The sequence below is a fragment of the Actinoplanes sp. CA-015351 genome, assembly GCF_050955685.1.
GTDB lineage: Bacteria > Actinomycetota > Actinomycetes > Mycobacteriales > Micromonosporaceae > Actinoplanes.
Genome location: NZ_CP192102.1, coordinates 5,515,309 through 5,528,186, shown reverse-complemented (window position 1 = coordinate 5,528,186; position 12,878 = coordinate 5,515,309). Strand labels below are relative to the sequence as shown.

8 protein-coding genes are annotated in these 12,878 nt (G+C 69.7%); 2 read left to right on the top strand and 6 right to left on the bottom strand.

Going from position 1 to position 12,878, the window contains the following annotated elements:
• Nucleotides 1-13: 13 nt before the first annotated feature.
• Both ACQP2E_RS25295 and ACQP2E_RS25290 read right to left on the bottom strand, forming a co-directional pair.
• Entirely contained in the window at nt 14-1,105 is a 1,092-nt protein-coding gene (locus tag ACQP2E_RS25295; RefSeq protein ID WP_433825422.1) for a glycerophosphodiester phosphodiesterase, read from the bottom strand.
• Between the two features lie 1,328 nt (nt 1,106-2,433).
• Complete coding sequence (locus ACQP2E_RS25290) at nt 2,434-5,391, bottom strand: glycine--tRNA ligase (protein ID WP_433825421.1); 2,958 nt, start codon at nt 5,389-5,391, stop codon at nt 2,434-2,436.
• 44 nt (nt 5,392-5,435) lie between these two features.
• On the opposite strand from ACQP2E_RS25290, the gene ACQP2E_RS25285 reads away from it, so the two are divergent.
• Nucleotides 5,436-6,578, top strand: coding sequence for an acyl-CoA dehydrogenase family protein (locus tag ACQP2E_RS25285; protein WP_433825420.1), 1,143 nt, complete (start codon nt 5,436-5,438; stop codon nt 6,576-6,578).
• An 84-nt stretch (nt 6,579-6,662) separates the two neighbouring features.
• Here ACQP2E_RS25285 and ACQP2E_RS25280 read toward each other — a convergent pair whose 3' ends face one another.
• Both ACQP2E_RS25280 and ACQP2E_RS25275 read right to left on the bottom strand, forming a co-directional pair.
• Complete coding sequence (locus ACQP2E_RS25280) at nt 6,663-7,421, bottom strand: hypothetical protein (protein ID WP_433825419.1); 759 nt, start codon at nt 7,419-7,421, stop codon at nt 6,663-6,665.
• 83 nt (nt 7,422-7,504) lie between these two features.
• The gene (locus ACQP2E_RS25275; RefSeq protein WP_433825418.1) at nt 7,505-9,031 is read right to left on the bottom strand and encodes a diguanylate cyclase domain-containing protein; all 1,527 of its coding nucleotides are present in this window, start codon (nt 9,029-9,031) and stop codon (nt 7,505-7,507) included.
• A 258-nt stretch (nt 9,032-9,289) separates the two neighbouring features.
• Here ACQP2E_RS25275 and ACQP2E_RS25270 point away from each other — a divergent pair, with 258 nt between their 5' ends.
• A complete protein-coding gene (locus ACQP2E_RS25270) occupies nt 9,290-11,086 on the top strand; it encodes a glycoside hydrolase family 6 protein (RefSeq protein ID WP_433825417.1) in 1,797 nt (598 codons plus the stop codon).
• Between the two features lie 89 nt (nt 11,087-11,175).
• Here the strand turns inward: ACQP2E_RS25270 and ACQP2E_RS25265 are convergent, their stop codons facing one another.
• Nucleotides 11,176-11,811, bottom strand: a complete 636-nt coding sequence (locus ACQP2E_RS25265; protein ID WP_433825416.1) for a DUF3455 domain-containing protein — start codon at nt 11,809-11,811, stop codon at nt 11,176-11,178.
• Nucleotides 11,812-11,899: 88 nt separating this feature from the next.
• Nucleotides 11,900-12,685 carry a hypothetical protein gene (locus ACQP2E_RS25260; protein WP_433825415.1) on the bottom strand — a complete coding sequence of 262 codons (786 nt, stop codon included), beginning with the start codon at nt 12,683-12,685 and terminating at the stop codon, nt 11,900-11,902.
• Between the last annotated feature and the right edge of the window lie 193 nt (nt 12,686-12,878).

The following is a 12,878-nucleotide window of genomic DNA, read 5'->3' as shown; positions in this document are numbered from 1 at the left end:
GCCCTTGTGGAGATCAAATCAGGGTGCGGGCCAGGACGCCCACGTCCGGGTTGTCGGTGAAGAGGCCATCGATCCCGGTACGCAGGAACGTCACCTGCTCGTCGATCGCCTTGCCATAGGCGGCCGGGTCGGTGCCCACTCGCAGCTCAGCCGGCAGGAACGAGTTCTCCGCCCGGAACGTGTACGGGATGACCTTGAGTCCGGCCTGGTGGGCGTTCTTCACCAGCGCGGTCGGCGTACCCAGGGTGGCGTCCGCGTTGCGCGGGATGATCTGGCCCTTCTCCGGGCCGAGACCGTCGACGAACTGGGACAGCTCCTTCAGCCCGGCCGGCGTCAGGTAATCGGCGTAGCTGCGCGGGTCGTTGAACGGCCCGCCGGCCGCGCCGGTCAGGAACACCAGCGGAACCTCGACGCGGTGCTTGTCGGCGAGCTCACGCAGGTTCGCGGCCTCGAACGACTGCACGAAGACCTTCGCGCCGCGCCGGTCGAGCCCGTTGCGGCGCAGGGTGCGCACCAGCGGGCCCTCCAGCGGCAGGCCCAGCCGCTGGAAGTACGTCGGGTGCTTGGTCTCCGGGAAGACGCCGATCTCGCGGTCGAGTTCCTTGGACAGGCGCTTGCGCAGGTCGAGGACCTCCTGGAAGGTCGGCACCTGAAAGCGGCCGTCGTACAGCGTGTTCCGCTGCCGGATCGCCGGGATCCGCTCGGTCGCGCGCAGCGTCTTGAGCTCGGCGAGCGTGAAGTCCTCGGTGAACCAGCCGGTCACGCTGATCCCGTCGAGCAGCACGGTCTTCTTCCGGGCCGCGAACTCCGGCTTCGACGCCACGTCGGTGGTGCCGCCGATCTCCGGCTCGTGCCGGCACACCAGGACGCCGTCCTTGGTGATCACCAGGTCCGGCTCCATGTAGTCGGCGCCCAGCCGGGCCGCCAGCTCGTACGACGCGAGCGTGTGCTCCGGCCGATAGCCGGACGCACCGCGGTGACCCACCACCAGCTTCTTCGTGCTGCTGCTGCTGCCGGCGAGCGCGGGTGCGGCGACGGTGCCGGCCAGCGCCGGAGCGGCGGCGGCCGCAGCTCCGATACGCAGCACCTGACGGCGATCTGCCACGTTCTCCTCCACGAATTCGGTGCCCGGCGCGAACCGCCGAACTGTCCGCTCGCAGTCCAGGTGACCGATTCGTCGAGCAGAAGAATTGATCGTGGCGCGTCCGCAAACGCCCGGCCAAAGCTCACCCCGCGCCCGCCGACCGCTCGCGTGCTCAGCGATCCCGGCAAGCCGGGGCCGGACCACGCAGTGGTCGACCCGCTAGGTGGAAGAACCCATCACCCGGACAGATCTTGTGAGTTTGCGGCTGGTGCGGGGGCGGAAACTCACAAGATCACTCCCACCCCCCAGCCCGCCCTCCACCGCAGGCACGCCGCTGAGCGCGCTGCCCCACGCCGCTTTGCCCCGCGCCGCTCTGCCCCGCGCGTCCGCCCCTGTGCTGGCCCGCGCGTCCGCCCCTGTGCTGGCCCGCGTGCTCGCCCTGTGCTGGCCCGCGTGTCCGCCCTGTGCTGGCCCGCGTGTCCGCCCTGTGCTGGCCCGCGTGTCCGCCCTGTGCTGGCCCGCGTGTCCGCCCTGTGCTGGCCCGCGTGCTCGCCCTGTGCTGGCCCGCGTGCTCGCCCTGTGCTGGCCCGCGCGTCCGCCCCGTGCTGGCCCGCGCGTCCGCCCCGTGCTGGCCCGCGTGCCCGCCCCGTGCTGCCCGCCCTGCTCTGCCGCGCGCCGCTCGGCTTAGCTTGGCCTGGATCTTGTGGACTTCCCCGGCGACGTGTCCGCACAACTTCACAAGATCGAACAGGCTTCGGCCGATCTTGCGGAGTTACACGCAAACGGTTCCCCGAACTCCACAAGATCGGCGAAGCACCCAGCACCCAGCACCCAGCACCCAGCACCCGGCACCCGGCACCCGGCACCCGGCACCCGGCACCCAGCACCACGTTCGCCACGTTCGCCACGTTCACCACGTCGGCACTGTGAAGCACCACGTTCACCACGTCGGAACTGTGAAGCACCGCGTTGGCCGAACCTGGAAACCGGTAGGGCGTAGCACACCCACGAACCTCGAAAATTCGGCACAGACCGCCAGCGGTGGTGGCAGAGCGTCATCACAAAGCGCGCCAACCACCCGAAACCGACCTACCGCGGGTGGCCGGCCCGCAAAGTCGTGCACTCGTGGTCGATCAACCGGTCAAACCGCACAAGATCTCCGAGCGGCACCTCGCACCGAGAAACCGCCACACCGCCACACCGCCACACCGCCGCACCGCCACACCGCCACACCCCCTCGAACCCACTACCTCTCCACAAATGGTGAAAGTCGATCGGCTGAAATGTGGGCGCAAGCCACCGAGATCGCGATGCGGGGCGACGGGACGGGACGCTGGAAGCGGTGGTGGTTATTGGAGGCGTAGGTGGGTCCAGTCGACGAGACCTTCGCCCAGGTCGCGGACCTTGGCGAGCAGTCCCAGCCGGGCGGCTCGGAGTGCCGGGTCGTCGGCCATCACGAACACCTCGTCGAAGAAGGTGTTGAGCGGCTCCACCAGCCCCCGCGTCGCCTCGACAAAACTTGAAATATCGGAAAAGTCCGGTACGGCGTTCACTGCTGCGTGCAGCGCCAGCTCGGCGGGCTCCTTCAGCGTCGACGGGTCGTAGGACCCCGCCGTCCCGGCCGGGACGATTCGCCGGGCGCGCTGGATGGCCGCGGCCACCGCCACGAAACCCGGGTCGGCGGCCAGCGAGTCCAGCTGCGCCAGCAGGACGTCGACCGTGGACGGCCGGTTCGCGTGGGCCAGCACGGCGCGTACCCGGTCGATGGGTTTGCCCTCCTCGGTCAACGCCTGTTCCAGGCGCTTGGCGAGGAAGTCCGCGCACGCCTCCAGGACGGCCGGGGACACCGGGACCGGCTGGGCGGCCGCGGCCTGCGCCAGCCCGTCGACCAGGTCGAGCGAGGCCAGGGCCGGTGTGGCGCGGTGGACGGCGAGCAGGCCGAGGACGGCGCGGCGTACCGCGAACGGGTCGCTGCTGCCGGTCGGCAGCCCGACGGTCGCGGCCAGGCCGGTGATGACGTCGAGGCGGTCGGCGACCGAGAGCAGGGCCCCGGCGACGCTGCGCGGCAGGGCGTCCCCGGTGTTGCGAGGGAGTTCGGCCTCGTAGACGGCCTGGGCGACCGGACGGTCCTCGCCCGCGTTCAGGGCGTAGTCGCGGGCCATCACACCGGCCAGGCTGGTCATCTCGGTGACCAGCTGCGAGCCGAGGTCGAACTTGACCAGCGCCGCCGCCCGGTCCAGAGTCGCCGACGACAGGCCGAGCTGCGAGGCGAACAGCTGGGCCAGCGCGGCGATCCGGTCGGCCCGGTCGGCCATCGAGCCCAGTTTGTCGGTGAACGTGAGCCGGGACAGCCGCGCCTTCAGAAGAGCCAGCGGCACCTCACGGTCGGCGCGGTAGAAGAACGCCGCGTCCTCGTACCGGGCGCGCAGCACCGCCTCGTTGCCGGTGCGGACCAGTTCGACGTCGACCGGTCCGTTCGCCACCGTCACGAACATCGGCAGCAGGGCGCCGTCCGCGTCGCGGACCGGCAGGTACCGCTGATGCTTGCGCATCACCGTGGTCAGCACCGCGTCGGGCAGTTCCAGGTAGGCCTCGTCGAACGTCCCGAGCAGCGGCAACGGCTGCTCCACCAGGTCGGTGATCTGGTCGATGAGCGCGGCCTCACCGTTGACGTCGATCTTGCCGTCCGGGTAGACGAGGTCCTGCGCGCCGACCACGATCAACTCGCGGCGGTCCTCGTGATCGGGGACGATCCCGTTCACCCCGAGCGTCTCGATGAACGTCTCGGCCGACTCGACAGCGATCACCGGGGTGGCGGCGGTGCGCAGCAGCCGGGTCTCACGGCCGGCCGCCAGCGTCGAGACGGTCACCGGTACCACGTCGTCGCCCCAGAGCGCGGTCAGCCAGCGGATCGGCCGGCTGAACGACAGCTTCGGGTCGTTCCATCGCATGTTCTTCGCGGCCCGCAGCCCGCTCACGACCTGCGCGAGCACGTCGGCCAGCACGGCGGGTGCCGCGCGTCCCTCTTCCTGCTTCTCGAAGACCACATGCTGTACGCCGTTGAGCTCCACACTTGTCACATCAGTGACCGTGATGCCCTGGCCGCGTACGAAACCTTCCAGGGCCTTGGTGGGCGTGCCGTCCGGCGCGTACGCCTGCTGGGCTTTTGGTCCACGCACCAAGCGCACGTGATCGTCCTCGCGCGCGCCCACCGCGGGTACGACGGCGATGAGCCGGCGTGGTGTTCCAAAGACCCGGATCTCGCCGTGGGTGAGACGGGTGCCGGCCAGACCCTCGGTGACCAGGCGCAACAGCTGGGTGCGGGCGGAGCGCAGCTCGCCCGGCGGGAGTTCCTCGGTGCCGATCTCGAAGATCAGGGTACGGGCGTCCTCGCTGGTCTGCGTGGTGGCCGGCGGGCGTGCGGCGTCCAGCGGCGGCACCGTGCCCAGCGGCAGTCCGAGCTCGGTGCGGCGGGTCACCCAGAGGCCGGCGACCTCACCGGCGAGGCGGCGCATCCGGGCGAACTCGGCGGCCCGCTCGGCGGTGGAGACCGCGCCGCGCGAGTCGAGGACGTTGAACGCCTGCGAGCACTTCAGGACGAAGGTGTGCGCCGGGACCGGCAGGCCGGCGTCGATCATCCGCTGGGCCTCGCCGGCGTAGATGTCGAGCAGCTTGCGGTTGGCCTCGATGTCGGCGTCGTCGAGGTAGTAGCGCGACATCTCGTACTCGGACTGGCCGAACACCTCGCCGTAGCTGACCCCCTTCGAGTACTCGATCTCCTTGAAGTGGGTCTTGTCCTGCAGCGCCATGATGATGCGCTCGATGCCGTAGGTGATCTCGACGCTGACCGGGTCGAGGTTGAGGCCGCCGGCCTGCTGGAAGTAGGTGAACTGGGTGATCTCCAGGCCGTCCAGCCAGACCTCCCAGCCCAGGCCCCAGGCGCCGAGCGCGGGGGAGGCCCAGTTGTCCTCGACGAACCGGACGTCGTGCGCGGCTACGTCGATGCCGATCGCGGTGAGGCTGCCGAGGTAGAGCTCCTGCGGATTGCCGGGGTCGGGCTTGAGGATGACCTGGAGCTGGGTGTGTGTCTGCAGCCGGTTCGGGTTCTCGCCGTACCGGGAGTCGTCGGGGCGGACCGACGGCTCGACGTAGACGACCTTCCACGGCTCCGGGCCGAGCACGCGCAGGAAGGTCGCCGGGTTGAGGGTTCCGGCGCCGACCTCGGTGTTCATCGGCTGGACGACCAGGGCACCCTGATCTGTCCAATACGCGGTCAACCGGGCCAGTGCGTCCTGCATGGTGAGCATGGGATCGAAGTCTAGGTGCGGCTTAACGGGGGTACGAACCGAACATGCTTGCCGGAGATCTTTACACCTTTCAGGGGCTCCTGTCGGATGACGAGTCCGCGATCGTGCAGCGGGTACGGGACTTCCTCGCCGCCGAGGTGACGCCGATCGCGAACGAGTACTGGACCCGGGCCGAGTTCCCGAACCACCTGATCAAGCGGTTTGCCGGGCTGGGCCTGGCCGGAGTGGAACACTCGTCGCTGCTGAACGGCTGGCTCGCCCTGGAGATGGGCCATGCGGACGCGTCGATGGCGACGTTCTACGGGGTGCACGCCGGCCTGGCCATGGGCAGCATCCAGACCTGCGGTTCGCCGGAGCAGCAGGAACGCTGGCTGCCCGCGATGACCTCGTTCGACACGATCGGGGCGTTCGCGCTGACCGAGCCGACCGGTGGGTCGGACGTGGCCGCCGGGTTGCGGACGACCTGCACCCGGGACGGGGATTCCTGGGTGCTCAACGGGGCGAAGCGCTGGATCGGCAACGCGACGTTCGCCGATCTCGTCGTGGTCTGGGCCCGCGACGTCGCGGACAACCAGGTCAAGGGCTTCGTGGTGCCCGGTGACGCGCCGGGGTTCACCGCGAAGAAGATCGAGAACAAGATCGCGCTGCGGATCGTACAAAATGCTGATCTTGAATTTGTGGATGTCCGTGTCCCGGAGGTGGATCGTCTGCAGCGGGCGAACTCGTTCAAGGACACCGCGAAGGTGTTGCGGGAGACCCGGGCCGGAGTGGCCTGGCAGGCGGTCGGCGTGATGCTTGCCGCTTACGAGATCGCCCTCGAATATGCCAAGGAGCGCGAGCAGTTCGGCCGGCCGATCGCGAAGTTCCAGCTGGTGCAGGACCTGTTGGTCCGGATGGTCGGTAATGTGACGGCGTCGCTCGGGATGTGCGTGCGGCTTGCTCAGTTGCAGGACCAGGGCGTCTACAAGGACGAGCACTCGGCGCTGGCGAAGGCGTACTGCACGACCCGGATGCGGGAGGTGGTCGGCTGGGCGCGCGAGCTGCTCGCCGGCAACGGGATCGTGCTGGACTACGACATCGGGCGGTTTGTGGCGGACGCCGAGGCGCTCTACTCCTACGAGGGCACCCGCGAGATCAACTCCCTGATCGTCGGCCGGGCGATCACCGGCCACGGAGCGTTCGTCTAGCGCTCCTCTCTTTCCGCGATCTTGAGCGATTTTCCACCTCGGGGGGTTGAAAGTCGCTCAAGATCGGCGGCGGTCAGGCGGGGGTCAGACGTAGGTGATCTCGGTGGCGGTCTGGGTGGCCGTGTAGGACAACTGGCAGCGGGTCGGCTGGCCGGGCTCGCGCGCGACGCTCGACCACGTCACGTAGAAGTGCCCGGCCGGCTTCGTCGGTGCCAGGTCGAACTCGGCCGGGCCGGCACCGTCGGGGAAGTCGCGCCAGCCCGGGTCGCCCGGCTCGTGCTTGTTCCACGGGTCCGGGGTGAAGCCGAGGCTGCCGCCGGACCGGGCCTGCCCGCAGTCACGCCGGAAACTCACGTGCACCGGTCCCTGGCCCAGCGTCAGCTCCGGGCTGTGCGCCCGGCAGACCGGGTGGCACTGCATGCCGGTCGCGCTCCAGGTATAGATCAGACGCTTGACGGTACGGGTCGTGTACACGGCCAGGTAGTCACTGCCGGAGGCTTCGCCGCGCTTCTTGTTGCCCCGGTAGACCGCCTGGTAGTCACCGGACGTGGTCGCCGTCAGGGTGGTGCTGAACCGGCCGGTCGCCGACGCCGTGATCCGCCCGATCCGGGCGTACGCGTCGTCCTCCGACTTGCGGAAGAACAGGTCGACCGGGCCGGCGTTGCCGGAGTCCCCGGCACCGGCCTCGCCGGCCAGAGTGATCCGGGAACCCTTCGTGACCGCGTCCGGCGACACCGCGAACGTCATCTCCGTCACCGGGCCACGCACGACCGCCGCCGGCGCCGCGCCCGGCATCGCGGCGGTGAGCACGGCGGCTGCCGCGAACAGGTGGGTGCCGAGCATGGCTGGTCCTTCCGGGTCGGTTGCCGCCCGAAGTTACCAGCCTTTGCCCGGTTTGTTGGATTTCGTCATGCTTCGACGGCGCGTCACCGGGTCGCGACGTGTACGCCGCCGCCGTTGCGCTTTGCCTCGTACATGGCGGCGTCGGCGGAGCGCATCAGGGCGCCGAACTCGGTCGCGTGCTCCGGGCAGATGGACACGCCGACGCTCGCGCCGATGCGTACCTCCTGGCCCTCGATGTCGAACGGCTCCCGGAGCCGCTCGCAGATGCGCTCGCTAGCCGCGACCGCGGCGTGCTCGTCCGGGTCACCGGTCAGCAGCACCGCGAACTCGTCGCCGCCGAGGCGCGCGACCAGGTCGGGGTGGCGGACGGTGCTCTGCAGGCGCTGCGCCACCAGCTGGAGCAGCACGTCGCCGGCGTGGTGCCCGACCGTGTCGTTGACCTGCTTGAAGCCGTTGAGGTCGAGCAGCAGCAGGGCCACGTCGGTGCCGGTCGCGTGCCCGATCTCGACGGCCTGTTCGGCCCGGTCCAGCAGGTGCTTGCGGTTCGGCAGACCGGTCAGCGAGTCGTGGAACGCCTGCCGGGTCAGCTCGTCCATGTGCAGCTGGGAGGCCTGGCGCATCCGGGCGCTGTCGATGATCAGCGCGCCCTCGACGGCGAGCTGCTCGGCCAGGATGCGGTCCCGGACGCTCCACTCGCGGGTGCCGCTGGAGTCGCCGCAGACCACGATGCCGACCGGCCCGGTGGCGGACATCAGCGGAATCGCGATGAACGACTTCACGCCGATCCTCTGGATGAACCCGCCGGACCGGCTCTTCGCCGTGGCGGCGTCGCCGACGAGCATCGGCCCACCGGTCTCGGCGATCGCCCGCCAGATCGGCGAGTCGGCCGCGAGCTTGCCGATCAGGCCGTCGGTCATGCTCTCCCGGGTCTCCTCGGGGAAGCCGACTCCGTGCACGTACCGGATCCGGCCCTCGGCGTCGATCAGGTGCATGCCGGCGTGCTCGGTACGGAACGCCGTCGCGCAGGACCGGGCCAGCAGCTCGGCTGCGGCCTCCACGTTGCCGGCCGTCATGCCCTGCTCGAACAGGTCGCGGATGGTGGCGCTGCTGTGCGTGACGAACTGCCGCTGCTTCTCCGCGGACAGCCCCTGCAGCGTGGTGGCGAAGTGCAGAGCCAGCGTGGAGATGGTCTCCTGGCGCAGGTCGGACAGTGCGTCGCCGGTCAGCAGCAGGACGCCGACCGTCTGCCCGCCGATCCGCAGCCGGATCGCCATCTGCTCGCCGTTGACCACCGGCTTGCCGCCGGCCGGGGTGCGGAACACCTTGCCGGCGACCATCTGGTCGCGCCGGCCGGCCTCGCCCAGCTGCGCGGTCGCCGTCATCATGCCGGTCTCCGAGTCGAGCTCGAAGACAGTGGCCGCGGTCAGCCCGGCGATCTCGCGCAGATGCGGCCCGGTCAGTTCAAGGACATGCTGCACCGATGGCGTGTCCTTGGTCATGAAGGCGACCAGCTCGGCCAGCAGCAGACCCTGCCGGTCGGTGGTCATGGCCGCTTCGCCGGGAAGCTCCGTCTGGAGTCCGGCTGTGTGCACTGCGCTGCCCACGGTCATGGTCCTAGGGTCGGCACCGTCGCCGCCCGGTTGAGCAGCAAAGGGCCCAACCGGGGTCGCAAATCGGGTGCGACCGGTTGCCGGTCGCACCCGACCCGCTCGAGGCCGTGAACTGGGGTTTGCCGCAGTGTTTCGGGATCATTGCGCTGGGAGCGCTCCCATGCAATGCTGTCCCCATCGGCCAGCGATCCCCACCGATGCGTTGGCTGTCGTTCCCTGGCGCGCTCCCGCGCCGCCCCCGTCTCTAGGAGTCCTCACATGAGACCCTTCCCCACCCGTGCCCGGGCTCTCACAGCGGCTGCAGCCGTGAGCATCGTGGCCGGCGCCGGTGCTGTCGCCGTGGCAGGCAGTGCCAGCGCCGCGGCCGGCTGCCGCGTCGACTATTCGGTGAACCAGTGGAGCACCGGCTTCACCGCCAACGTCACCGTCACCAACCTGGGCGACCCGATCAGTGGCGGCTGGAACCTGAAGTGGGCCTACGCCGGTAACCAGACGGTCACCCAGGGCTGGAGCGCGACGATCACCCAGTCCGGGCAGAACGTCACCGCTGTCAACCCGTCGTGGGCGGCCTCGCTGGGCACGAACGGCACCGCCAACTTCGGCTTCAATGCCAACTACTCGGGTACGAACACCGCGCCGGCGTCGTTCACGCTGAACGGAACGGTCTGTAACGGCGGCACGACGCCCAGTTCGCCGTCGAGCTCCCCGTCGAGTTCGCCCTCCAGCTCGCCGTCCAGCTCCCCGTCGAGCTCGCCCTCGAGTTCCCCGTCCACCTCGCCGTCGACCCCGACGGTGCCGGGGACCAAGGTCGACAACCCGTACGCCGGAGCCCGGGGTTACGTGAACCCGGAGTGGAAGGCGAAGGCCGAGTCGGTGACCGGCGGCAGCCGGGTCTCCAGCAACCCGACAGCGGTCTGGATCGACCGGATCGCCGCCATCAACGGCACCACGGGCAGCAGCTCGAACGGTTCGATGGGCGTCCGTGACCACCTGGACGCGGCACTCGCACAGGGTGCCGGATACATCCAGTTCGTCGTCTACAACCTGCCCGGCCGGGACTGCGCCGCGCTTGCCTCCAACGGTGAGCTCGGCCCGAACGACCTGCCCAGGTACAAGTCGGAGTACATCGACCCGATCGCGGCGATCCAGGGCGACGCGAAGTACGCCAGCCTGCGGATCATCAACATCGTCGAGATCGACTCGCTGCCGAACCTGGTGACCAACACCTCCGGCCAGGCCGGCGGCACCGCGATGTGCGACACGATGAAGGCCAACGGCGGATACGTCCAGGGCATCGGGTACGCGCTGCAGAAGCTGGGCGCGCTCGGCAACGTCTACAACTACGTGGACGCCGCTCACCACGGCTGGATCGGCTGGGACTCGAACTTCGGCCCGAGCGCGGAGATCATGCTGCAGGCGGCGCAGGCCTCCGGCAACGTGAAGAACGTGAACGGCTTCATCACCAACACGGCCAACTACTCCGCGCTGCGTGAGCCGTTCGTCCAGCCCACCACCCAGGTCAACGGCCAGAGCGTACGGCAGTCGAAGTGGGTGGACTGGAACCAGTACACCGACGAGCTGACGTTTGCCCAGGCGTTCCGGACCAAGCTGGTCTCGATCGGCTTCGACGCCGGCATCGGCATGCTGATCGACACCTCCCGCAACGGCTGGGGCGGTTCGGCCCGGCCCACCGCGGCGAGCACCTCGACCGACATCAACACCTTCGTCGACCAGTCCCGCATCGACCGCCGGATCCACGCCGGCAACTGGTGCAACCAGGCGGGCGCCGGCCTCGGCGAGCGTCCCACGGCAGCCCCGGCCGCCGGTATCGACGCGTACGTCTGGGTGAAGCCCCCGGGTGAGTCGGACGGCTCCTCGACGCTGATCCCGAACGACGAGGGCAAGGGCTTCGACCGGATGTGTGACCCGACGTACACCGGTAACGCCCGCAACGGCAACAGCCTGACCGGTTCGCTGTCCGGCGCCCCGATCTCGGGCGCCTGGTTCCCGGCACAGTTCGCGCAGCTCATGGCGAACGCGTACCCGGCACTCTGATCCACGTTCCCCATCCGGCGACCGGCCGGCGCTTCTCGGGCGCCGGTCGGTCGCTTCTGTCACGGCCGGGCGTGTCAGATCCTGGCGACTCAGCTCTTGGCGACGAAGAAGCGGTAGACCGCGCGGTACGGCACGGCGGTGGTGGCCCCGGCCGTGCAGGCGCCGGTCGGGGCGATGCCGCCGACCGTGTCGAGCCGCTGAATGTAGGTGACCTTGCCGAACAGGCCGGCGCCGCGGACGAGTTTCGCGGTGATCCGCAGCTGCGGGATGCTGTCCGGGTGTGCCGAGGCGGCGCGGACCGCGGACGCCCCGTCACCCTCGACCAGGCTGCCGTCCTGGTCGGACTGCCAGCTCGGTCCGCGGAAGTGCAGAGCGGTCACCTTCTTCGCCGGGCGCGTGGTCACGCCGGTCAGTGAGGCGGCCGGCTCGATCAGTGTCCAGGCGGCGGCCGTGCAGCCGTAGATCTGGACGCCACGCGCCTTGAGCACCGCGTGCACGACGTGGCCGGCGGGCGGGGCCAGCTCGGCCGGAACCCGGGGTTCACCGCTGGCAGAGCTGTCGGCCTGGGCGGCGGCCACCGGAGCCGGCGCGGCGGGCAGCCGGTCCGTCCCGGCGAACGAGACGCCGGCCGGAATCGCCACCGCTACTAGTGCGAGCGCGCCGACCGCGCCGAACGTTTTCACCGAATGCCTGGTCACGAGGCCCTCCCCAATGGACGGTGACATCAGGGAAGACCGTAGCGGGCCGACGGGCGGTGGCGGCCCCAGCTGTCAGGAAATCACCCGCAGGATAGGGCGTATCCGGATAAATGGGTTACCGGGGCATCGTGTAGAAGCCGGTCGGCACTCGCTGTGACTCCTGACGGGCCGACCGCGACCGGGACCGGATGCGCAGCAGCAACAGGACGCCCAGGAAGACGAACACGCCACCGACGATCAGGCCGGGACCGAGCAGGAACGAGTCCTCGGAAACCAGGGCCGCCTCGGCGTCGCGCGACTCGTCGCCCGATCCCGCGGCCGGCGTCTCCGACGTCTCGTCGGTCTCACCGGCCGGTTCCGGTTCCGCCTCGGCGGACGGTGACGGTGACGGCGAGGGTGACGGCGCGGGCTCCTCGTCACTCTCCACCTGCACGCTGGCGCCGCCCGCGGTCAGCAGGGTGCCCTGCGCGTCGAACGCCTGTGCCTCGAACTGCACCTGCCCGGCGTCCGGGCCGGTGAAGGCGACCTGCCAGCGGCCGGTGACGGTACGCCCGCGGCACAGCGTCCCCGGGTCCAGCTGGTCGTCGAGGAACGTCGTGGTGATGCCCGAGGTGCTGGTGCTCGTGCGGAACTCGCCGTCGTCCTCGACCCGGACCACCGCCAACTGGTCGTCCTGCAACCCGGAGTGCACCAGCAGAGCCCAGCGGACCTTGCGGCAGCGCCGGTTCTCCGACGTGACCACGGCGGTGACGGTCTTCGCCGACTCGCCCGTCGTGAACTCCTCGGGCGCGGTCACACGCACGCTGAACCCCGGCTCGTCGGCGCCGGCCGGCGCCTCCAGCGTCATACTCAGTACGACGCCGGCGAGCACCGCGCCGAACAGAGCGGTGGAGTGACGCATGGCGATCCCCCTTCCCATGCAGGCGATAGATTCGCCTCCAGTACTTAGTTCGCCGCCGCGGCCGGAATGGTTCAGCCGGTGTCCTGGGTCACTACCTCCGGGGACTTTAAATCTTCCTTAGGAGAGCAACCTGATCGCCATTTCCGCTGGTCAGCAGCGGTTAGCGAACGGTAGTCGAGCAGTTACGCAAAAA

Excerpts from the sequence above, each read along its gene's own strand:
- ACQP2E_RS25290 (WP_433825421.1), bottom strand. The coding sequence starts at position 5,391 with ATGCTCACCATGCAGGACGCACTGGCCCGGTTGACCGCGTATTGGACA.
- ACQP2E_RS25285 (WP_433825420.1), top strand. The coding sequence starts at position 5,436 with ATGCTTGCCGGAGATCTTTACACCTTTCAGGGGCTCCTGTCGGATGAC.
- ACQP2E_RS25280 (WP_433825419.1), bottom strand. The coding sequence starts at position 7,421 with ATGCTCGGCACCCACCTGTTCGCGGCAGCCGCCGTGCTCACCGCCGCG.
- ACQP2E_RS25275 (WP_433825418.1), bottom strand. The coding sequence starts at position 9,031 with ATGACCGTGGGCAGCGCAGTGCACACAGCCGGACTCCAGACGGAGCTT.
- ACQP2E_RS25270 (WP_433825417.1), top strand. The coding sequence starts at position 9,290 with ATGAGACCCTTCCCCACCCGTGCCCGGGCTCTCACAGCGGCTGCAGCC.
- ACQP2E_RS25265 (WP_433825416.1), bottom strand. The coding sequence starts at position 11,811 with ATGTCACCGTCCATTGGGGAGGGCCTCGTGACCAGGCATTCGGTGAAA.
- ACQP2E_RS25260 (WP_433825415.1), bottom strand. The coding sequence starts at position 12,685 with ATGCGTCACTCCACCGCTCTGTTCGGCGCGGTGCTCGCCGGCGTCGTA.